The following is a 22,761-nucleotide window of genomic DNA, read 5'->3' on the forward strand; positions in this document are numbered from 1 at the left end:
ATGCAAAAGACATTTTTACGTAATCTTCAAATTGGATTTAGCTTATCGCTGATTGTATTACTAATCAGTTCAATAGCTTCGTTTATCAGTATCAGGCAACTGCAGCACAGTAACGCGATGGTAGCGCATACTAAAGATGTTATTGATGCATCGGAAAAAATATTATCAGACTTAAAAGATGCAGAAACAGGACAGAGAGGCTATTTATTAACTGGTAAAGAAAGCTTCTTAGAACCTTATTATGCTGGCTTAAAATCTTTACCCGGATCTTTAAAAGTTGCGATAGATTTAACTCAGGATAATCCTATACAAGTACAAAGATTTGAAGAGCTTTCTGGTGTGATAGACACCAGAATGGTGATGTTGGATAGATTGATTGAAACCAAAAGAAATAGCCAAACCTATACAGAGAATGATTTGGAGATAGGTAGGCAGGCCATGGAAAGCGCCAGAAAAATTATTGCAGAAATAAAAGATACAGAAAATCAACTACTGATAGAACGTACAAAATCTGTAACCCATTTTAGTAATTATACCACTATACTTATTGTTGCCGCTGCTATAATAGCCATGCTTATTACCTTTTTCTTTTATTTAAGGGTAAAGAATGATTTCTTAGACCGTGATAATTTACGATTAGCCCTAAAAAAGAAAGATGAAGAGATTACCAGAAGAATCCATTTGATACAAGATGTTGCTATGCAAATTTCCAATGGTAAATATGATATTAGGTTAAATGACGATGAGAAGGATGGTTTAGGAAGTTTAGCAACATCATTAAACACCATGGCCGATGCCTTACAAAAGTCTTTCGCCATATTAAACGATAATGAATGGCTACAAAAAGGTATTGCTACTTTAAATGAAAAATTAGTTGGTAATAAAACATTAGATATTATTACAAAAGACACCTTAGACCATTTGGTAAACTACGGAGGGTGTAACTCGGGTGCTTTATACTTAATGGAAAATGGTTTATTAACCCTACAAAGTTCTTATGGCTTAGAAGAAAGGATGTTGCAGCCAGTAAAATCTGGTGAAGGGATGCTTGGACAAGTTTATGCCAATGGAAAAGAGAAGTTATTCTCCCCTATTCCGGATGATAATTATACAGTTTCCTTCGCAAACGGAAAAGTTAAAATAAGCAATATTCTAATAGTGCCTATCTTATATGATGGTAAAGCCATTGGTGTAATAGAATTGGGCTGCTGCCATAGTTTTAATGAAGTTGAGATAGAATTTTTTAAAGATGCTACCAAGAATTTAGGTGTAGCCATAGCTGCAGCTGCAACACGTAAGCATGTACAAAGGCTTTTAGAAGAAACACAGGCGCAATCAGAAGAAATGCAAGCGCAGCATACAGAATTAGAAAACTTAAATGCCGAACTAGAAGCGCAAACTCAGAAATTACAAGCATCAGAAGAAGAGCTTAAAGTACAACAAGAAGAGTTGATGCAATCTAATTTAGAACTTGAAGAACGTTCTAAATTATTGGAAGAAAAAAACCAACTTATTGTAGAAAGAAATATAGAAATACAACAAAAAGCCGAAGAACTTGCTTTAAGCACCAAATACAAATCAGAGTTTTTGGCAAATATGTCTCATGAACTACGTACGCCTTTAAACTCTATCTTATTACTATCTAGATTATTAGCAGAAAACAACGAGCAAAACTTAAATGAAGAACAAATAGAATCTGCAAAAGTAATTCTTAGCTCTGGCTCTGGATTGTTAACGCTGATTGATGAAATTCTAGACCTTTCTAAGATTGAGGCCGGAAAAATGGATTTAGATTTCCAACAGACGGATATACCTGAACTTGTTAATGATTTACAAGCTCTTTTCAATCCTTTAGTTAAAGAAAAAAATATTGGTCTACATATCGATTATAACAAAACCTGCCCGAAGTTTATGATTACGGATAAATTACGCTTAGATCAGATATTAAAAAACCTGATTTCTAATGCCATAAAATTTACCAAGCAGGGCAAGGTAAGCCTCATCATCCAAAGCCATCCACAAAAGAAAGATTTCATACAATTTATAGTAGAAGATACGGGTATCGGGATATCAGAAGACAAACAGAAATTGGTTTTTGAAACTTTCCAACAAGCAGATGGTTCTACCAAAAGAAAATTTGGCGGCACCGGTTTAGGCTTATCTATCAGTAGAGAACTAGCAAGATTACTAGGTGGTAAAATTCTTTTGACCAGTAAAGAAGGTGTAGGAAGTAAATTTACTTTAGAAATCCCTTTAGATAGTAGTTTAGTTAAACCAAAGGAAGCAAAACCAACCTCTATAAAGAACTCAAATATACCAGAAACTTTAGAAGAAACTTTATTCTCATCTACAGAGAGTATGTTTGTTACCCATAAAATACCCGATGATGTTGAAGATGACAGGCAAAATATTAACCCTGGAGATAAAGTTATTTTAATTGTTGAGGATGACACCGCTTTTGCCACCTTGCTATTAAAATATACCCGTAAACAGCAATATAAAGGCATTGTGATAGTACGGGGAGATTTAGCAGTTGAGTTTGCCGAGAAATATCAGCCTTTAGCTATTTTATTAGATATACAGCTCCCTATTAAGGATGGCTGGATGGTTATGGAAGAGTTAAAATCTAATCCTAAAACAAAACCTATTCCGGTACATATTATGTCTTCTTTAGAAGTTAAAAAGGAAAGTTTACTTAAAGGTGCTATAGATTTTATAAATAAACCAGTTGCACTAGAGCATATGGATATGATGTTTAAAAAAATTGAAGATGCACTACACAGACATCCTAAAAAAGTACTTATTATAGAAGAAAACCCTAAGCATGCAACCGCCTTATCTTATTTCTTAAGTAGTTTTGATATCGTTACAGAAATTAAAAACAGTGTAGAAGATAGTGTAGAAGCCCTAACTTCAGATAAGGTTGATTGCATTATTTTAGATATGGGTGTACCAGACCAAACCGGTTATGAAGCTTTAGAAGCCATAAAGAAGAATGAAGGCTTAGAAAATTTACCTATCATCATTTTTACGGGCAAAAATTTATCCAAAGCAGAAGAAATCAGGATTAAGCAATATGCAGACTCTATAGTGATTAAAACAGTGCATTCTTACCAAAGAATTTTAGATGAAGTAGGCTTATTTCTACACCTGGTAGAAGAAAAGAAAACCGATGTTGTAAAAAAGAAGATAAACACTTTAGGAACTTTAAACGAAGTACTAAAAGGTAAAACTGTTCTTATTGCTGATGATGATGTACGTAACATATTCTCGCTAACAAAAGCATTAGAAAAGCATCAAATGAAGGTTATCTCTGCTACCGATGGAAAAGATGCTTTAGAACAGTTAGAACAACATCCTGAAATTTCTATCGTATTAATGGATATGATGATGCCAGAAATGGATGGCTATGAGACTACTTCCAGAATTAGAAAACATCCAAAATTTAAGAATTTACCTATTATGGCTGTAACCGCCAAAGCAATGATGGGCGACCGCGAAAAGTGTATTGTAGCAGGCGCATCTGATTATATATCAAAACCTGTTGATATAGACCAGTTACTATCTCTGCTAAGGGTATGGTTATACCAATATTAAAAATATATAACATGGAGAGAATTTATGACAAAAAACACCCTTATTCTGATTATAGACGATGATAACAGGAATATCTTCGCTTTAAAGATGGTTCTTAAATCAAAAGGTTTTGATTGTATAGCCGCCAACAGCGTAACAGAAGGGATTAAGCTTTTAGAACAGTATCCAGAAACAACATTAGTTTTAATGGATATGATGATGCCCGAGATAGACGGTTATGAAGGCATAAGCGTCATTAAGGATCATGAAAAAACAAAAAAAACGCCTGTTATAGCAGTTACGGCACAAGCTATGCTAGGAGATAAAGAGAAATGTTTAGCCGCAGGTGCAGCAGATTACATCTCCAAACCTATTGATATTGATAAGTTATTACATAGCATTGCTAAAGTTTTAAATGATAGAACCTGATTTGATAAAAGATGAAGAACTGGAAAGCCTGCTTACAGAAATTGCAGAGCTTTATGGTTATGATTTTACTCAATACAGCAAAGCTTCTATTAAAAGGAGGGTAAACCGCATTTGCCTGATAGATAAATTTACCAGCTTTGCTGAATTGAGATATCAGCTTATTAAACAGCATTCTTACTTACAGAGGTTTATAGAAGAAATTACGGTTAATGTAACCGAAATGTTTAGAGACCCCTCTTTTTATAAAGCTTTAAGAGAACAAGTTTTACCGCAACTAGGTACTTACCCATTGATTAGAATTTGGCTAGCAGGTTGCTCTACCGGAGAAGAAGTTTACTCGGTAGCCATTTTAGCCAAAGAAGCCGGACTTATGCATAAAATTTTGCTTTATGCAACAGATATTAACCCAAGTGTTCTAGAGAAGGCTAGAAACGGTATTTTCCCTATTAGCCAAATGAAATTATATTCAGAAAATTATATCCTTTCTGGAGGGCAACGTAATTTTTCTGAATATTATGCTGCAAACTATGATTTTGCTCGCTTTAACGATGATTTAAAAGAAAAAATGATTTTTGCTACGCATAATCTGGTATCAGACCGCTCTTTTAATGAATTTCAGCTTATTATTTGCAGAAACGTTTTAATTTATTTTGATAAAGATTTACAAGCTAAAGTATTTAAGCTTTTTGATGATAGTTTAGAACATCTGGGTTTTTTGGGCTTAGGCTCTAAAGAAACCATCAGGTTCTCTAAACTTGATAAGCACTATCATCAAATATCTACAGAAAAAATATGGCGTAAGCAAAAAGAAGAACAAAGAAGATTTAAAACTGATTTTACCTAGCTATGGAAACTATCTTTATCATAGGTGGTTCTGCAGGGAGCTTAAAAGTATTATTAGAGGTATTACCGCAACTTCATCATCATTTAAAATTCCCTATTATTATTGTTCTACATAGAAAAGGTTATGCAGATTCTCAATTGAGTTTTTTATTAAGCACTAAAACAAACTTAAAAGTGGTTGAACCTGATGATAAAGATATTTTAGAACCTGGCTATATTTATATTGCCCCGCCAGATTATCATTTACTTATAGAAAGTGATAAAACCATTTCTTTAGATTTTTCTGAAAAGCTAAACTTCTCTAGACCATCAATAGATGTAACTTTTAGCTCGGCAGCAAAAGTGTTTAAAGAAAATACCTTTGCAATACTATTATCTGGTGCAAATGCCGATGGTGTAGCAGGGTTAAACCATGTTAAAGCCAACAATGGAACAACACTTGTACAAAACCCTGTAACTGCAGAGGTTAATTATATGCCTTTACAGGCTATCACACAATCAAAAATTGATTTTGTCTTAAATCCGGATGAGATTGCTGCATTTATAAACAAGCTTGATGTACCATAAATGCTACGTAATATCTATCTGGTGTATGATTTAAACTACTTTCTTTAACATAAATGGATACTAATAAAACGATATTAATTTTTGATGATGATGTAAATATTTTAGAGTTATGCTCTATCATCCTAATGGAGTCTGGTTACCAGGTAGAAATTTCAGAAACCTCACACGATATTATTGAAAAAGTTACCCGCATTAATCCGGATGTTATTTTAATGGATAATTGGATTCCGGATATTGGTGGCATAAAAGCTACACAACTATTAAAACAACATCCAGCTTTTAAGCATATTCCAGTGATTTATTTTTCTGCTAATAATGATATTCATCTACTTGCAGAAACCGCTGGCGCTGATGCTTACTTACCCAAACCCTTTGATTTAGTAGAGCTTGAAAATATTGTTAATGATGTTTTAGAACGTAAACATCATTAACAAAATAGGCCTCGAAAAGAGGCCTATTTTGTTATTCTAATTTATCTGTTTCTTCGTAAAGTTTTTCTACCAAAGCTTCGTTATTTTTCAGAATCACTTTACGCTTCAAGCTTAATTTTGGTGTAAGCTCGCCACCATCAATAGTAAATTCTTTAGGTAATAAAGCTATCTTTTTAACTTGCTCCCACTTACCAAAATCAGCATTTAGTCTTTCAACTTCAGACCATACTTTATCATAAACTTGTTTATTTTTAATCAGTTCTGTAGGCTTTTGTTCGCTTATTCCATTTTTCGAACTCCAGTCTAAAAGCTTCTCAAAATTTGGAACCACTAAAGCAGAAGGAAATCTTTTATTCTCGCCAACTACCATAATTTGCTCTATATAAACAGATTCTTTAAACTTATTTTCTAAAACTTGTGGCGCAACATATTTACCTCCTGCGGTTTTAAATACTTCTTTCTTTCTATCAGTAATAGCCAAAAAGCCATCTTTAAGCATTCCAATATCTCCAGTATGGAACCAACCATCCGTAATTGCTTCTGCTGTAGCATCGGGGCGTTTGTAATAGCCTTTCATCACGCTTGGGCCTTTACATAAAATTTCTCCGTCATCAGCAATTTTAACTTCTACATTACCCAGCGGCCTACCTACGGTACCAAACATCGTTTCTCCTTTTCTAGGCCCATTAACCGCTATCACTGGCGATGTTTCTGTTAAACCATAACCTTCTAGTACTTTAATATCTGCACCCCAGAAAACTCTTGCTAAACGCTCTTGTAAAGCAGCACCACCAGAAACTATAACAATAATTTCTCCGCCCAATGCCTCACGCCATTTACTAAAGATAAGTTTGCGAGCTATTTTTAACTGTAACTCATATAAAAAGCCATTTTTACCATCCATTTCAAATTGGTGACCTAATTTTAAAGCCCAGAAAAATAAAGTCTTTTTAATTCCTGTTAAAGCTTGTCCTTTAGCAACAATTCTATCGTATACTTTCTCTAATAATCTTGGAACCGTGGTAAAACAATGTGGTTTTACTTCGGCCAAATTGGCTACTATGGTATCTAAACTTTCTGCATAATAAACAGAAACACCCAGATAAAAGTACATGTAAACCACCATACGTTCAAAAATGTGCGAAAGTGGTAAAAAGCTTAACGCCCTTTTTACTTGTTCTGGATATAGCCTGGATGAATATAAAATATTGCTTATTAAGTTCTTATGGCTTAACATTACCCCCTTAGGTGTTCCTGTTGTACCAGAAGTATATATCAGCGTAAGCAAATCTTCTTCTGTAATTTTTTCCTTATAAGGTTCTAAATCAATATCCTGATTTTCTTTGCCTAGCGATACAATTTCTAACCAATTTGGCGCTCCACTTACGTTATTGAAGGTGTAAATTTCGGTTTGTAAACCTGCTTCATTTTTTACCTTCTGTACCTTTTGGTAAAGCTCTTCTGAAGATACAAATACAATTTTTACTTCGGCATCTATCAGAATAAATTTGATATCGGCCTCAGCCAAAGTTGGATACATAGGAACTTGTGTTGCCCCTATTTGCATGATTCCGAAATCGCAAAAATTCCATTCGGGTCTATTTTCAGACATGATAGCCACTTTGTCATCTTTGCTAATTCCTTTTTTGATAAGTCCACGACTTACTTCTTCAGAAATATTGATAAAATCACTACTGCTATATTTTTTCCATTGACCATTTACCTTAGTGGCCAATATATCTTGACAATTAAAGTTTTGCTTATTGTATTTAAGCAAATCAAACACTCTGCTAATGGCTTCCATAATACGTTAATTTATAATTGGTTTTATTAAGATAGATAATCCTGATTGAACCTCAAAGAAGGTTTTACGATTATTACATTTATTAGAATAACATAAGAATATGAATTAAAGTTTTTAGCAGAAAATTAATCTCTGGCATTTGATTTGAGAATGAGGCTTGGATAAATAAAATAAAAAATGAAACAAAAATTATTATTATTAAGCTTATCACTATTGTTTTTAACCTTTTCAAAAGTAAATGCACAAGGTTATAATACTGGAATTGGTTTTAGAGCCGGAGGCTTTGAAAATGGTTTAACTATTAAACACTTTGTAAAATCTGATGCTGCTATTGAAGGTATATTAGGTTTTAGACCAGGTGTTTTTGTAGTTACTGGTTTGTACGAGAAACATGCCACCGCTTTTAGCGAGCCTTCTTTAAAATGGTATTATGGTATAGGTGCCCATATTGGAGGTATTGATGATGGCAGAAGATACAGAAGATACTTTGGTGATGATGATGAAATTTATGATAATGGCTTGCTTTTAGGTGCTGATGCCATTTTGGGTTTAGAATGGAAAATGCCTGAGATACCTTTTACTCTTGGTGTTGATTTACACCCTAGATTAGAATTAGCAAGAGGTCCTTTCTTAGATATTGAGCCTGGCTTTACATTAAGATTTGTTTTCTAAAGCTAAAGATTAGAAACAAAAAAGGAGGCTAAAAGCCTCCTTTTTTGTTATCAGTATAATACTATTTTACATCACATTCTTTATAAAAGAAACTATTTCATCTATTTTTTCTTCGCCTATTAATTTATATAAAGCGTGGCCTTTGTCTTTTAAAATGATAAGCTGAGATTTATTAGATTTTATACCTTTCATCCTATCGTTTATAGCATAAGCGTAAGCTACATTAATGATGTCATCTTTATCTCCATGATAGGTTAAAAGTGGTGGAGCGTCTTTTTTAATCACTGATGCATTTTCTAAACCTCCCCACAAATTAATAACCGCTTTAATAGGTATAATTTTTTGCTTTGAAACGTAAGCAAGGTGCAGAGCTGTCATAGATCCGGCAGAACCCCCAGAAACAACAAGTTTATTGATATCTAAATTGTACTTAATAGCGTTTTCTTTCACCCAAGTTAATGCCATGGCAGCATCTTGCGATGCATTGTTAATTGCAGTTTGAAGTAACGGATGAAACTGCCCGTTTTTAGGTAAGCCTTCAGCCATATTAGCAGAACAACTAGAACCCGGAGCTTTTTTATATTTTAATGTTAAGCGATAATTGATAGACACAACCGCAAAACCTTTATTAACCATTTTTGTACATATATCTTTTACATTTTTATCGCCACCGGTAAAACCGCCACCATGTATAAAAAAGAAAATAGGATAACTAATTTTATCAGCTTTACTTTTTGGAAGATATAAATCTAAAATACGATCGGAGGTAGAACTATCAATAGAATCTGGTATAGGACCGTATCTTAAGTTTTGATAGATAGTAAAGCCACTATTAGTTTCTAGCAAATTATTAGCGGGTGGTGTGTAAGCCACTTTAGAAGTACTTTGGGCAAATGCTATTATGCTGTAAAGTTTTATAAAAAAGATAATAGCAATTACTAAAGAATTTTTAAGTATAGTTGTACTTCTGCTTTTTTTCATTATTTATTTTATAATTGGTTTTACCAAATCTACATAATTCATTAATTTTTATAATCTTAATTTTAGGTATCAGAATATAAAACTCCATAAAACAAATAAATCCGAGCTCTGTCTCGGATTTATTTGTTTTATCTTTAAAATTGAAATCATTTATATTTTCATCCACTTCTTAAAAACAGCTTTTTGCTGTTCTGTTTGCTTCTTCATTTTATCTATTTGATAATACTTATCAGTACTAGCGGCTAACTTAATATTTAAAGTCTGGATAATACCATCTCTATTTAAGACAATTTCTAAGTTCTCTCCAACTGATTTAGTTTTGATGTAATCATTAATATCTTCAACTCTTTCTCCGTTAACTGCAATAATTTCATCGTTAACATTTAAACCGCCATTCCATGCTGCACCACCTCTTATAACAGTACTGATAATATTTTTCCTAGTTCTTACTCCTAAAGAAGGCATATTAGGGTTTGCTCTGTTTACCAACTCTAAACCTGCATAAGCCAAAAATTTAGCACAATCTACTTCTTGAGTGCCATTTACATATTTGCTGTAGAAATCATCCAAACTTTCCCCATACTCTTTTTCTAAAGCCTCTTTAAATTCTTTACTTGTAAAACCTCTACCTTTTTTCTTGTAATAAGCTATGTAAGTGTTTCTTAAAACATCATCTAAACTTTTCTCACCATTAGTTTTATGAATAATAGCTAAATCAAGCATCGCGGCAAGCAAAGCACCTTTATTATAGTAAGAGATAGTAGCATTACTGCTATTTTCATTTGGTCTGTAATATTTAATCCAAGCATCAAAACTAGCTTCTGTTACAGCTTGTATTTTATCTCCTTTTTGGTTAGCAATAAGGTTAATTTCTCCTTGTAAGATTTTAAGATAATCAACTTCAGAAATGGCTCCTGTTCTTTGTATAATTAGGTTATCGTAATAAGCAGTAAAACCTTCTGCAATCCATAAATCTGTTGTATAGTTCTCGTTTTCATAATCAAACGGACCAAGCGCAATAGGTCTTAATCTTTTCACATTCCATAAATGGAAATATTCGTGAGCTACCAAACTTAAAAAATTGGTATAGGTTGCAGGGTCTGTATATCCTGTTCTTTTAGCTCCTAAAACGGTAGAGTTTAAATGCTCTAAACCACCACCTCCGTTTTGGTAATGATGAACAATAAATACATAGCGCTTGTTAGGGTTTTCTCTAAAAATTAAAGTCTCCTCCTCCACAATTTTCGCCATATCAATTTTTAACTTCTCTTTATCGTAGTTTCCACCGCCTACCATTGCAACTTCATGTTTAACTCCGGCAGCATCAAACTCAAAAATATCTTGATTACCAACTTCTATAGGAGAATCATACAACCAATCAAAATCCGGAGCGTGGTAAGAAAATTTAGTACCTTCAATTTTTTCTAAACCTGTAGAAACTTTACTCCAACTGCTAAAAGGTACGATATTAACCCTAACTGGCTCATTTAACCTATCCTTTACAAACATAAATATGCCTGTTGGCGATAAAAAAGCATGATTAGCATCTACAAAACTGGTTCTTACAGATATTTCGTAAGCATAAACTCTGTAGTTAACAATTATAGTTTTACTACCATCGTTTTTAATTTTCCAAGTGTTTTTCTTTATTTTTTCTGATGATAAAGCTGTACCAGAAGTTGTGCTGGCAGTAAAACCTTCCACGTTTTTAGAAAATTCTCTTACCAAATAAGAACCAGGCGCCCAAACAGGCATACTTACCTCTATTTCCTTTTTACGGATATTACTGATACGCATTTCAACATCAGCATAATGTGCCTGCGGTTCGGAAAAAGATACTGTGAACTCTATTTTAGAACTATCATCTGCCGTAGCAGTTAATTGAACCATAAAAATGATGATTAAAGTGTTTAGAAAAATTTTAAATGAGTGCATTTTGAGTTTTTATACAAAACTAAAATATTATTCAAGATTCAAAAATTTAAGCCGTATGATTGATTTGTAATATAGTTGATACCTTCAACTATTGTGTAAACTTAAATTATAAATTTGAGTTATCACTTACGATGAAATTTGAAGAACCCATAGCACATCAACTTATACAAGTAACTAAAAAGTATTTAAGTGAATTTAGTAAAATAGCCGGGCATATTCCTATGGAACGCTATCATTACGTCTTACTTATTCTGGCCGAAGCAGAAGAGCTTTATACCCAAAAAGAGTTAGCAAAAATTCTCCAGGTTGATAAGTCTTTTATGGTTACGATGATTGATTATTTATCTGATAACGATTTTGTTACACGTGAGGCCGACCAACACGATAGACGTAAGCATTTGATAAAGCTTACTGATAAAGCTAAAAAATTAGTCCCCCAAATAAATCTTATTTTTAAAAATCTTAATGAAAAAGCTTTTAAAAATGTATCTAAAGAAAATATTGGGCACTTTTTTGGCGTGTTAGCACAAATACAACAAAACTTAACTACAGAACATACTCACGAGCTAGTGCTCGACTTTAAAAAACTTAAACATACAACATGAAAACCAAGTACATCATTTATGTTTTAATTATTGGCTTATTAGGTTATATGATTTATAATCGCTTAAGTAAATCATCAGAAACAAAAGGACCAAAAGGTGGTGCAGCCGGCGGCCCAGCAGGCGGTGGTGCCCCAATAGGTGTAAGCGGTATCATTGTTAAACCTACACAGTTTTCTAATGTAGTTGCAGTTTCTGGAACTATTGAAGCCAATGAACAAGTGCAAATAAGAAGTGAAATTTCTGGCCTTATTAGGTCTATTAATTTTACCGAAGGCTCTAATGTAAATAAAGGTGCTTTATTAATTAAAATTGATGATAGAGAACTACAAGCACAATTAGCACAAGCTTTAACAAGAGAGAAATTAGCTGCCGAAACAGAGTCGCGTTCTAAAAAGCTACTCCAATCAGAAGCTATAAGCCAAGAAGAATATGATAATGCATTGGCCGAACTACGTTCTCTACAAGCACAAAGTCAATTAGTAAGAGCGCAACTTTCTAAAACAGAAATAAGAGCGCCTTTCTCTGGTAAAATAGGCTTAAGAAACATTTCAAATGGAGCATATATTACCCCTACTACAGACATTGTAAACTTAGTAAATACGAATCCGGTTAAAATTACCTTCTCTGTACCAGAAAAATATGCCAAAAGAGTTAATGAAGGCTCAAGCATCTCTTTTACCGTTGCCGGAAGCAGAGAAAATTACTCGGCAAAAGTATATGCCATAGAGCCTGCGGTAGATATTGCTACCAGAACTTTAATTTTAAGAGCTAGAGCAGAAAATCCTAAAGGAACACTCTTACCAGGCACCTTTGCAAATGTTAATTTGCCTTTAGAAAACATAAATGACGCTATTCTAGTACCTACAGAAGCCGTTGTTCCTATTTTAAACGGAAAGCAAGTTTTTATAGCTGAAAACGGAAAAGCCAAAGCCGTAAAAATAGAATCTGATATTAGAACAGACAAAGAAGTATTGGTATCAACCGGCTTAAAAGCCGGAGATACTGTATTAACAACTGGAGTAATGGCTTTAAAACCAGATGCTCCTGTTAAAGTAAGTGTGAAAAACAAATAATACAGATTTATTATCATGAGTATATCAACCACCAGTATAAAAAGGCCAGTTTTGGCTATTGTAATGAATCTGATACTTGTCTTATTTGGTATCATTGGATTTACATTTTTAGGGGTAAGAGAGTTTCCTTCGATAGACCCTCCGGTAGTTTCTGTAAGAACAAATTACCCGGGTGCTAATGCTGATATTGTTGAATCTCAAATTACAGAGCCTCTAGAAAAATCTATCAATAGCATTGATGGTATCAAAAATATTTCTTCTTCAAGTAACCAAGGTTCTAGCTCTATAACTATCGAGTTTAATTTGGATAAAAATTTAGAGGAAGCAGCTAATGACGTTCGGGATAAAGTATCACAAGCTGGCCGTTACCTTCCAAAAGATATAGACGGTAACCCAGTAGTTTCAAAAGCTGATGCCAACTCTGACGCTATTATCTCTATGACTATCCAAAGTGATAAAAGAAGCATCTTAGAAATCAGTGATTTTGCAGAAAACGTTATTGCCCAAAGAATTCAAACTATACCAGGTGTTTCTAGTGTACAAATTTGGGGTCAGAAAAAATATGCCATGCGTTTATGGTTAGATCCAGATAAACTTGCAGCCTACGCCTTAACTCCGCTAGATGTTAGAAATGCTTTAGACCAACAAAATGTGGAACTTCCATCCGGGAAAATATCTGGTGATAATACAGAACTTACCGTTAATACAGTGGGTAATTTAAGTACGGAAGAAGCTTTTAACGATTTAATCATCAAGAATGATGGTACCAATATTATACGTTTCAAAGATGTTGGTACAGCAGTTCTTGGGCCAGAAAACGAGGAAACAGTTTTAAGATCAAGAGGAAAACCAATGGTTGCTACCGCTATTATACCACAACCTGGCGCTAACTACCTAGATATTGCGAATGAATTTTATAAACGTTATGAGCAACTAAAAAAAGAACTTCCTGAGGATTATAAATTAGATATCGCTTTAGATAATACCGTTTTTATTAAAAAATCGGTTTTAGAAGTTGCCGAAACGTTAATTATTGCGCTAGTATTGGTAATTTTCATCATTTACCTATTCTTTAGAGATTGGAGTATTGCCTTTAGACCTTTAATTGATATTCCGGTATCACTTATTGCAACATTCTTTGTAATGTACTTATTGGGTTTCTCTATCAATGTATTAACCTTATTAGCTATTGTTTTGGCCACAGGCTTGGTTGTAGATGATGGTATCGTGGTAACAGAAAATATTTTTAAGAAAGTAGAAGAGGGCATGTCGCCTTTTGAAGCTGCGATAAAAGGTGCTAATGAGATTTTCTTTGCCGTAATTTCAATTTCTATCACGCTAGCAGCAGTATTTTTACCTGTTATTTTCTTAGAGGGTTTTGTTGGGCGATTGTTTAGAGAATTTGGTGTTGTTATTGGTGCTGCTGTTTTAATATCAGCTTTTGTGTCTTTAACCTTAACGCCAATGCTTAACGCCTATTTGATGAAAACTGGACATAAAAAATCCAATTTCTACCTCAAAACAGAGCCCTATTTTGAGAAGATGAATGATAGTTACAAATCATCTTTAGAGCAGTTTTTAGCAAAGCGCTGGTTGGCTTTCCCAATTATTTTAATTTGTTTTGGTATTATATTCTTGTTTTGGAAAGCCTTACCAAAAGAAACCGCTCCTTTAGATGATAGAAGTGGAGTTAGTATCCAAATTACAGCCCCAGAAGGAGCTTCATTTGATTATACCGACGCTTTTATTCTTAATCTTGAACAAAAACTTAATGATTCTGTACCAGAACAAATCAATAATATCTCTGTAACTGCGCCTGGTTTTAGCGGATCTGGAGCTGCCAATACTGGCTTTTTTAGGATAAGATTAGGAGAATCAGAAGACAGAGAACGCTCTCAAATGGAAATTGCTGACCAGCTAACCAGAGTGGTAAGAAAGTTGCCAGAAGCAAGAGCTTTTGTTGTGCAGCAACCCACCATTTCTGTTGGTAGAGTACGTGGTTTACCTGTCCAATACATTATTCAAGCTAATAGTTTTGAGCAGCTGCAAGAAAAGATACCTGCTTTTATGAACGAGATTAGTCAAGATCCAACTTTCACTAATACTGATGTTAACCTGAAATTCAACAAGCCCGAGCTTAATGTAAGTATTGATAGAAATAAAGCACAAAATTTAGGTGTATCGGTAATTGATGTTGCACAAACCTTACAATTATCTCTAAGCGCACAAAGGTTTGCTTACTTCACTATGAATGGTAAACAATATCAAGTTATTGGCCAGTTTGATAGGCAAAAAAGAAACGACCCTTATGATTTAACATCTATATTTGTAAGAAATAGCAGAGGTGAGCTTATTCAGTTAGATAATCTTGTAAAAATTGAGGAAAGAAGCAGCCCTCCACAAAGGTATCGTAACAATAGGTTTGCATCAGCAACTGTTTCTGGAGGTTTAGCTCCAGGCAAAACCATTGGCGATGGTATTGAAGCGATGGAAAGAGCAAAAGAAAAAATCTTAGACGATAGTTTTAGTACAGATTTAGCCGGAGAATCAAGAGATTTTAGTGAGAGTAACTCTAATACTTTATTTGCTTTTGGCTTAGCATTACTCTTAGTTTATCTTATTTTATCAGCCCAATTTGAGAGTTTTATTGATCCAGTTATCATCATCCTAACTGTACCTATGGCTGTGGCCGGAGCTTTCTTCTCCTTATGGCTACTAGGTCAAAGTTGGAACATCTTTAGCCAAATAGGAACCATTATGCTCATTGGCTTGGTAACCAAAAACGGCATTCTTATAGTAGAATTTGCAAACCAATTGAAAGAGCAAGGCATGAGCGTAGCCGATGCCATTAGAGAAGCATCAGTGTCTAGGTTGAGACCTATTTTAATGACTAGCTTGGCTATTGCATTAGGTGCTTTACCTATTGCTATGGCTTTGGGTGCAGCGGCAAAAAGTAGAATGGGCATGGGTACTGTAATTATTGGAGGCACATTGTTTTCATTAATGCTAACACTGTTTGTAATTCCTGCTATTTACTCGTACTGGTCTAAAGAACATAAAGAAAGTAAAGCAGAAAAAGCTGCTAAAGAAATTGAACTAGAAAAATCTATTTAAGCATGAAAATTAATAGGTTATTAATCATACTAGCGTTTTTATTATCTGTAAATACAGCATTTACACAAGAGAAGCTAAGTTTAGAAGATGCCATAAAAATTGCATTAGAAAATAACTTCGATATAAAAATCAGCAGAAACGTAACAGAAATAAGCAAGAACAACGTTACTCCAGGTAATGCTGGTATGCTACCCGTTATCACTGGAAATTTAAATGATGTAAATAGAGTAGAAACAAGTGAGGTTGATTTAGCTTCAGGTGGAAGTAGGAATGCGAGAAATGCAAAAAACACCAATATAAACTATGGAGCAAGCTTAAATTGGCGCATTTTTGATGGTTTTAGGATGTTTGCAACTTACGATAGGTTACAAGAATTACAAAAACTTGGAGAGCTAAATTTTAAACTTAACGTACAAAATACCATCGCCAATGTATTAACCTCTTATTACAATTTAATTGCTTTAAACAAGCAATTAGAGGCAACAAAGACAGCCTTAGAAGTATCTAGAGTACGCTTAAAAAATGCTAATAGCCGTTACAAAATAGGCAAAGGCTCAAAATTAGAACTTTTAGCAGCCAAAGTAGATTTAAGTACAGATACCAGCTCTTTATTGGTACAACAAGATTTAATTAAAGCATCAAAAATTAACCTTAATCAAATTCTAGGCAGACCTGCTGAAATAAATTTTACTGTTGAGGATACTATCATTTTAGATAAACAGCTGAATTATGAAAATACTAAATCATTAGTTTTAGCGCAGAATCCAGAACTGCAAACAGCAGTTGTAAACCAAAAAATAGCAGAACTTAGCTTAAAAGAAATTAAAGGTGATAGATATCCTGTTATTGCTTTAACATCAGGCTATAATTTTTCTAATTCAACATCACCACCCACTGGCTTTGCCATAAGAAACAATACACGTGGCTTAAATTATGGTTTCACGGCTTCTATTAACATTTTTAACGGTTTCCAGCAGAATAGGGCTGAAACCAATGCAAAGCTAGAAATAGAAAATGCCCAATTTAATTTAGAGCGTACGCAACAAGCCATATCATCGCAGTTACTAATTGCTTATCAAAACTATCAAACCAATTTACAACTGGTTACTTTAGAAGAAAACAATGTTGAAGTAGCTCAAGAGAACTTAAATATCACATTAGAAAAATATAGACTAGGCAGTATAGTGCCTTTAGAATTAAGAGAAGCACAAAGAAATTTTGTAGATGCTACCGTGAGATATGCCAATGCACAGTTTCAAGCAAAATTAGCAGAAGTTGCCATTAAAGAACTTGCTGGTAACATACAGTTATAACCTAACGTATAAGACTTAAATAATTAAATTAAGATATATTCTTTTTATATATTTGTTTTACAATTTTATTTAGATGCCTAATTACAAATACAAAACTGCACTTCTGGTTGATGATAATTTCATCGATAATATGATTAACCAGAAGATTCTCAATAACTCTGATTTTGCAGAGCAGATTGTTGTGAAACAATCTTGTGAATCGGCTATACAATATCTACAAGAACTCATCAACCTACAGGAAGAACTACCTGAAATTATATTTTTAGATATCAGAATGCCTATTAAAACAGGCTTCGACTTTTTAGTAGAATTTCAACAACTACAATCTCCTGCGAAAGACAATGTTAAAATTGTAATGCTTTCTTCATCTTTAGACCCTAGCGACCATAAAAAAGTAACAGAATTTAATAACGTAACAGACTTCTTTGGAAAACCACTAACTAGTGATTTATTAAAAGATATTTAACATGTTAATTGTTGCTGATAGCGGATCTTCCATAACAGATTGGATCTGCCTGTTGCCAAATCAAGAGAAACAAATTTTAGAAACCAAAGGACTTAATCCTTTCTTTGTTTCAGAAAAAGAGATTATCAAGGTTATTAATAATGTTAAGCTATTTCAAGATATAGCTTCAAACGTTAAAGAAGTACATTTTTTTGGTGCTGGCTGTAACAGCCCTGATAAAAGAGAAATTATCTCAAACGCACTATCTGCAAAATTCAAAAATGCTTTCATAAATGTAGAAAGTGATCTTTTAGGTTCTGCCTATGCCACTTGTGGCACTACACCTGGTTTAAATTGTATTTTAGGAACAGGCTCTAACATTTCTTTTTTTGATGGAAATAATTTACATGACGGTTTACATGGCTTAGGCTATATTTTAGGAGACGAAGGCTCTGAAACTTACTTCGGTAAAAACCTTATTACAGATTTTCTCTATAAAAAAATGCCCGATGAATTGGCAGAGAAGTTTTTTAATAAATACAAGCCTAGTAAAGAAGATGTTATCAAAAACATTTATCAAAGACCATTACCCAACCATTATTTAGCCTCTTTTGCCAGTTTTCTAAAAGAAAACATTAACCATCCTTACATTCAGAAAATCATTACTGCTGGTTTAGAAGAATTTATCAAAATAAGTATCTGTACCTATCCTAATTACAAAGAACTTTATTGCCACTTTGTTGGCGATATAGCCTATAATTTCCAAGATTTTCTAATTCCGTTATGCAATAAGTACGAAATACACGTAGGTAAGATTTTAGAAAAACCTATTTATGAACTGTATGAATTTGTAAAGAATAAAGAGGGTTTTTAAACACTTATTTTATACACAGTTTTAGATTCAAACAATTCTCCAGCATTTAGCAACACTGATGGGAAATGAGGATGGTTTGGAGAATCTGGATGATGTTGCGTTTCAAAACAAAAGCCACTTCTACGCTCATAATAATTCCCTGCTTTCCCTTTATCTTTAGCATTTAAGAAATTACCAGTATAAAATTGCATACCAGGTTCTGTGGTAAAGACTTCTAGCTTTAAGTTAGAAATATCGCCAATAGCGGTAGCAACATGGCTTAAACCATCTACACTTTTATTTAAAACAAAAGAATGGTCATAACCGCTACCGTTTAAAAGCTGTACATCTTGGTCTGCAATATCTTGAGCTATCGGTTTTAGTACACTAAAATCAAAAGCTGTATTTTCTACTTCGATAAATTTCCCCGTCGGTATACATGCTTCATTTATCTCTACAAAGCTCTGAGCATTTATTTTTACAACGTGATTTAGAACAGTTCCGCTACCCTCTCCGTTTAAATTAAAATAAGCATGATTAGTTAAATTAATGATGGTATTTTTTTGTGAACCAGCTTTATAATCCATCACCAGTTCATCATCATCTGTTAAAGTAAATTTAACGCTAGCTTGTATAGGACCAGGAAAACCGCCTTCGTTATCAGCATAAGTAATGCTTAACAGAACAGAATATCTATTTTGCTCAACTACATCCCAAACTTGTGCATGGAAACCATTTGTACCGCTATGCAAGTTATTTAAGCCGTTATTTTGTTCTAACTGATAAGTAATATTACCCAAACTAAACTTGCCTTCGGCAATGCGGTTTGCAAAAGGACCAGCGGTTACACCATGATATAGCTCTGAAGCGGTTAAATATTCTTGAATGCTATTAAAACCAAGCACTACATCAACCCAATTTTGCTGCTGGTCTTGAACAATAAAATGAGTGATTCTGGCACCATAATTACAAATTCCTACTTGTGTACCTTTCTGGTTTTTTAGAACTACCAAAACTGTAGATGCGCCTTTAACCTGGGTAATAAATGCTTGTTTTAAAGTCTCAAGATTTGCCATAAAATAAATAAAGCCTAAAAATACAAAAAGGTAGCTCCTGGGCTACCTTTTTTATCTCCTTTACAATAAAATTACTTGGTAGAAAATTTATAAACAGTTTTAGTTTTACAAGTTTCTCCTGGTTTTAAAATGGTTGAAGGGAAACTTTTCTGGTTTGGAGAATCAGGGAAATGCTGAGTTTCTAAACACAATGCAGACCTAAATTGATAAGCTTTTCCGCCTTTACCATCTTTAGTTTCTCCTGTTAAAAAGTTACCACTATAAAATTGTAAACCAGGTTCTTCTGTTAAAACTTCCAACAAAATTCCTGTTTTAGGGCTGTACAAATTTGCTATAAGCTGTAAACCAGCTGTTTTATTTAATACGAAATTATGGTCATAACCTTTACCTCTTTTTAGTTGCTCATGGTCTTCACCTATACGGGCACCTATTAAAGTAGCTTTTCTAAAATCAAAAGGTGTGTTGGTAACATCCATTAAAGCTCCGGTAGGAATTAAACCTTCATCAACTGGGGTAATAGCATCAGCTTTGATGGTTAATAAATGATCTAGAATGGTAGAGTCGCCTTCACCATTTAAATTAAAATAAGCATGGTTAGTTAAGTTAACTGGCGTAGCTTTATCAGTAGTAGCTTGGTAGCTGATATCGATACTATTATCATCAGTTAAGGTATATGTTACATCAACTTCTAATGTGCCTGGGTAACCACCTTCACCATCTTCAGAAGTATAATGAAGTTGTAGGGTATTTTCAGTTACAGCTTTAACATCCCAAACCTGGGCATGAAAACCCATTTTACCACCATGTAAAGTGTTTACACCATCATTAGCATCTAACTTATACTCTTTACCTTCTAAGGTAAATTTAGCTTTGCCAATTCTGTTACCATAACGCCCTATTAAAGCTCCAAAAAATGGCTCTCCTTCTTTTTGAAATGTTTCTACTTCATCATAACCTAAAGAAACATCAACAAACTTCCCGTTTTTATCAGGTACAATTATACTTACAATACGACCACCATAATTAGTGATAGCAACTTGCATATTGTTCTTATTTTTAAGCACATACAAGTTAGTTCGCTTACCTGCAATATCTTTCTGAAAGTTTACCGAATCTGGAATTTTCACCATATTTTGCATAGTATCTTGCTGATTACCTTTTTGTTGATTATTAGTACAGCTACCAAATGCTAGACCAATAATCATACTTAAATAGAATATTCTTTTCATTGATTTTAGGGTTATAATTTAAATCTAATATATTAAAAATATTAAATGTAATTTTCACAATTATAATTAATTATACAACAAATCATTTTCTCTTAGTAGATTTATGGCTTCAAGTACTTTGCATGCAAAAATATTCTAAACAAACCCGTCTGCTAGTTGCTGTAGACTGTATCATTTTTGGTTTCGATGGAGAAAAGCTTAAACTTTTACTCATACAACGTGATTTTGAGCCAGAGAAAGGCAAATGGAGTTTAATGGGTGGCTTTTTAAAGCCCAACGAAACCCCAGAAAATGCCGCAAATAGAGTTTTGAAAGAACTTACAGGTCTGGAAAATGTTTATTTAGAACAAACTGAAGTATTTGGCGATATTCATCGCGACCCAATAGAACGTACTTTAAGTATTGCTTACCACGCCTTGGTAGATATTCATCAATATGAAAAACAACTGAGTAATGATTATCATGCAGAATGGTTTGAAATTAACCAAGTACCAAATTTAATTTTCGACCATAATCAGATGGTTAAAAAAGCAAAAGAAAAAATCAGGTATAAAGCGGCTTTACATCCTATATTGTTTGAGTTATTGCCAGAAAAATTTACTATACCGCAGATTCTAGCTTTATACGAACAGGTATTTGATACAACACTTGATAAAAGAAACTTCAGTAGAAAGCTATTCTCTACGAGCTTAATCATCAAACAACAAGAAAAAGACAAGCTAAATTCTAAAAAAGGTGCTTTTTATTATAAACTGGATAAAGCTACTTACAAAAGCAAATTCGAAAACTTCTTCCATTTTATTTCAAACCCTACAGAGCTTAAATAGTATTTAAGGCAACCACCGGACCAATGATAATTAATGCTGGATGTGTTATTTTTGCATCTTCTGCCATGGTTTGTAAATCTTTTACTTTACCCTTCACAGTCTTTTTATGTGGTAAAGATGCATGCTGTACAATAGCTGCTGGGGTATCTCCTTTATTTGCCTCTAGATAAGCAAGTGCTATATCTGCTGTTTTTTTCATCCCCATATAAATAACCACTGTAGCATTACTTTGCATAGCTAGTTTTAAATCTGCTGATAAGCTTCCGTCTTTTTTAGTTCCGGTTACTACCCAAATACTTTCACTTACAGAACGGTGTGTTAACGGAATATCTTCAAAACCAAGTGCCTGCATGCTGCTTATTCCAGGAATATAGAAGGTTTCTATTCCATGTGCTCTTGCAAATAATATTTCTTCAAACCCTCTACCAAAAATGTATGGGTCTCCTCCTTTTAACCTAATTACCTTTCCTTTCTCAAAAGCTTTCTCTTTTATCAATTCTAGAATACGCTCTTGCGGAGTATAATCGCCATAAGGCTGTTTACCAACATAAATACACTCGCAATCTTGAGGGGCAAGTTCTAATAAAGCCTTATTTGCCAAATTATCATACAATATTACATTAGCGGTTTGTAATATCTTATAAGCTTTCATGGTAAGCAATTCAGGATCACCCGGACCAGCTCCTACTACATATAATTGGGGAAATAACGCACTCATCTACTAAAATAAAAACGGTTAAAACTATAAATAAAATTGTATTGCTAGAAATTATTATCAATACTTTAAAAAATCATTCCTTTTAAACCAAAATTTAACAAAATCAGCTTAAAAACTATAAAAAACCAAAACAAAAAGCCAAAAAATCATTTAAACACAATATTTTAAAGGCATTTTACTTGATATTTTAACACTAAACAATACATAATTTTAAAAAACATAAAATTTATGATACAATTTTAATACTTTTTTTAGTCTTTTATTAAATTT

The 22,761-nt window shown here is 33.5% G+C and carries 19 protein-coding genes; 13 read left to right on the forward strand and 6 right to left on the reverse strand.

Annotation, left to right across the window (positions count from 1 at the left end; genetic code table 11):
- Genes GJJ64_RS08250 through GJJ64_RS08270 form a run of 5 tightly spaced genes read left to right on the forward strand, consistent with a single transcriptional unit; the run spans position 1 to position 5,846 of the window.
- Positions 1-3,597 carry a response regulator gene (locus tag GJJ64_RS08250; RefSeq protein WP_154287332.1) on the forward strand — a complete coding sequence of 1,199 codons (3,597 nt, stop codon included), beginning with the start codon at positions 1-3 and terminating at the stop codon, positions 3,595-3,597.
- A gap of 24 nt (positions 3,598-3,621) precedes the next feature.
- Positions 3,622-4,005 carry a response regulator gene (locus tag GJJ64_RS08255; RefSeq protein WP_154287333.1) on the forward strand — a complete coding sequence of 128 codons (384 nt, stop codon included), beginning with the start codon at positions 3,622-3,624 and terminating at the stop codon, positions 4,003-4,005.
- Positions 3,992-4,849 (forward strand): CheR family methyltransferase, encoded by an 858-nt coding sequence (locus tag GJJ64_RS08260; RefSeq protein WP_154287334.1) that lies wholly within the window; start codon positions 3,992-3,994, stop codon positions 4,847-4,849. The genes GJJ64_RS08255 and GJJ64_RS08260 overlap by 14 nt, the downstream gene beginning before the upstream one ends.
- 2 nt (positions 4,850-4,851) lie before the next feature.
- Positions 4,852-5,415 carry a chemotaxis protein CheB gene (locus tag GJJ64_RS08265; RefSeq protein WP_154287335.1) on the forward strand — a complete coding sequence of 188 codons (564 nt, stop codon included), beginning with the start codon at positions 4,852-4,854 and terminating at the stop codon, positions 5,413-5,415.
- A gap of 53 nt (positions 5,416-5,468) precedes the next feature.
- Positions 5,469-5,846, forward strand: coding sequence for a response regulator (locus GJJ64_RS08270; protein WP_154287336.1), 378 nt, complete (start codon positions 5,469-5,471; stop codon positions 5,844-5,846).
- Positions 5,847-5,877: 31 nt separating this feature from the next.
- Here GJJ64_RS08270 and GJJ64_RS08275 read toward each other — a convergent pair whose 3' ends face one another.
- A complete protein-coding gene (locus GJJ64_RS08275) occupies positions 5,878-7,650 on the reverse strand; it encodes an AMP-dependent synthetase/ligase (RefSeq protein ID WP_154287337.1) in 1,773 nt (590 codons plus the stop codon).
- A gap of 177 nt (positions 7,651-7,827) precedes the next feature.
- On the opposite strand from GJJ64_RS08275, the gene GJJ64_RS08280 reads away from it, so the two are divergent.
- The gene (locus tag GJJ64_RS08280; RefSeq protein ID WP_154287338.1) at positions 7,828-8,322 is read left to right on the forward strand and encodes a hypothetical protein; all 495 of its coding nucleotides are present in this window, start codon (positions 7,828-7,830) and stop codon (positions 8,320-8,322) included.
- A gap of 66 nt (positions 8,323-8,388) precedes the next feature.
- Here GJJ64_RS08280 and GJJ64_RS08285 read toward each other — a convergent pair whose 3' ends face one another.
- Positions 8,389-9,303 carry an alpha/beta hydrolase gene (locus GJJ64_RS08285; protein WP_154287339.1) on the reverse strand — a complete coding sequence of 305 codons (915 nt, stop codon included), beginning with the start codon at positions 9,301-9,303 and terminating at the stop codon, positions 8,389-8,391.
- A gap of 150 nt (positions 9,304-9,453) precedes the next feature.
- On the reverse strand, positions 9,454-11,238 hold the full coding sequence (locus GJJ64_RS08290; RefSeq protein WP_195759261.1) for a M61 family metallopeptidase: 1,785 nt from the start codon (positions 11,236-11,238) through the stop codon (positions 9,454-9,456).
- 131 nt (positions 11,239-11,369) lie between these two features.
- On the opposite strand from GJJ64_RS08290, the gene GJJ64_RS08295 reads away from it, so the two are divergent.
- The 6 genes from GJJ64_RS08295 (at position 11,370) to GJJ64_RS08320 (ending at position 18,662) form a co-directional block, all read left to right on the forward strand.
- Positions 11,370-11,843, forward strand: a complete 474-nt coding sequence (locus GJJ64_RS08295; RefSeq protein WP_154287341.1) for a MarR family winged helix-turn-helix transcriptional regulator — start codon at positions 11,370-11,372, stop codon at positions 11,841-11,843.
- Positions 11,840-12,916 carry an efflux RND transporter periplasmic adaptor subunit gene (locus tag GJJ64_RS08300; RefSeq protein ID WP_154287342.1) on the forward strand — a complete coding sequence of 359 codons (1,077 nt, stop codon included), beginning with the start codon at positions 11,840-11,842 and terminating at the stop codon, positions 12,914-12,916. The genes GJJ64_RS08295 and GJJ64_RS08300 overlap by 4 nt, the downstream gene beginning before the upstream one ends.
- Positions 12,917-12,931: 15 nt before the next feature.
- Entirely contained in the window at positions 12,932-16,030 is a 3,099-nt protein-coding gene (locus GJJ64_RS08305) for an efflux RND transporter permease subunit (protein WP_154287343.1), read from the forward strand.
- A gap of 2 nt (positions 16,031-16,032) precedes the next feature.
- Positions 16,033-17,343 (forward strand): TolC family protein, encoded by a 1,311-nt coding sequence (locus tag GJJ64_RS08310; RefSeq protein WP_154287344.1) that lies wholly within the window; start codon positions 16,033-16,035, stop codon positions 17,341-17,343.
- 73 nt (positions 17,344-17,416) lie between these two features.
- The gene (locus GJJ64_RS08315; RefSeq protein WP_154287345.1) at positions 17,417-17,809 is read left to right on the forward strand and encodes a response regulator; all 393 of its coding nucleotides are present in this window, start codon (positions 17,417-17,419) and stop codon (positions 17,807-17,809) included.
- A 1-nt stretch (position 17,810) separates the two neighbouring features.
- Positions 17,811-18,662, forward strand: a complete 852-nt coding sequence (locus GJJ64_RS08320; RefSeq protein ID WP_154287346.1) for an N-acetylglucosamine kinase — start codon at positions 17,811-17,813, stop codon at positions 18,660-18,662.
- On the opposite strand, the gene GJJ64_RS08325 is transcribed toward GJJ64_RS08320, so the two are convergent.
- Both GJJ64_RS08325 and GJJ64_RS08330 read right to left on the reverse strand, forming a co-directional pair.
- Positions 18,659-19,717, reverse strand: a complete 1,059-nt coding sequence (locus GJJ64_RS08325) for an aldose epimerase family protein (RefSeq protein WP_154287347.1) — start codon at positions 19,715-19,717, stop codon at positions 18,659-18,661. The two genes, GJJ64_RS08320 and GJJ64_RS08325, sit on opposite strands and share 4 nt — an antisense overlap.
- A gap of 71 nt (positions 19,718-19,788) precedes the next feature.
- Positions 19,789-20,946, reverse strand: coding sequence for an aldose epimerase family protein (locus GJJ64_RS08330; protein ID WP_154287348.1), 1,158 nt, complete (start codon positions 20,944-20,946; stop codon positions 19,789-19,791).
- Positions 20,947-21,068: 122 nt separating this feature from the next.
- Here GJJ64_RS08330 and GJJ64_RS08335 point away from each other — a divergent pair, with 122 nt between their 5' ends.
- Complete coding sequence (locus tag GJJ64_RS08335; RefSeq protein WP_154287349.1) at positions 21,069-21,773, forward strand: NUDIX hydrolase; 705 nt, start codon at positions 21,069-21,071, stop codon at positions 21,771-21,773.
- On the opposite strand, the gene cobA is transcribed toward GJJ64_RS08335, so the two are convergent.
- Positions 21,766-22,491, reverse strand: a complete 726-nt coding sequence (gene cobA / locus GJJ64_RS08340) for a uroporphyrinogen-III C-methyltransferase (protein WP_154287350.1) — start codon at positions 22,489-22,491, stop codon at positions 21,766-21,768. The two genes, GJJ64_RS08335 and cobA, sit on opposite strands and share 8 nt — an antisense overlap.
- Between the last annotated feature and the right edge of the window lie 270 nt (positions 22,492-22,761).

The organism is Pedobacter puniceum (genome assembly GCF_009674685.1).
GTDB classification, from domain to species: domain Bacteria; phylum Bacteroidota; class Bacteroidia; order Sphingobacteriales; family Sphingobacteriaceae; genus Pseudopedobacter; species Pseudopedobacter puniceum.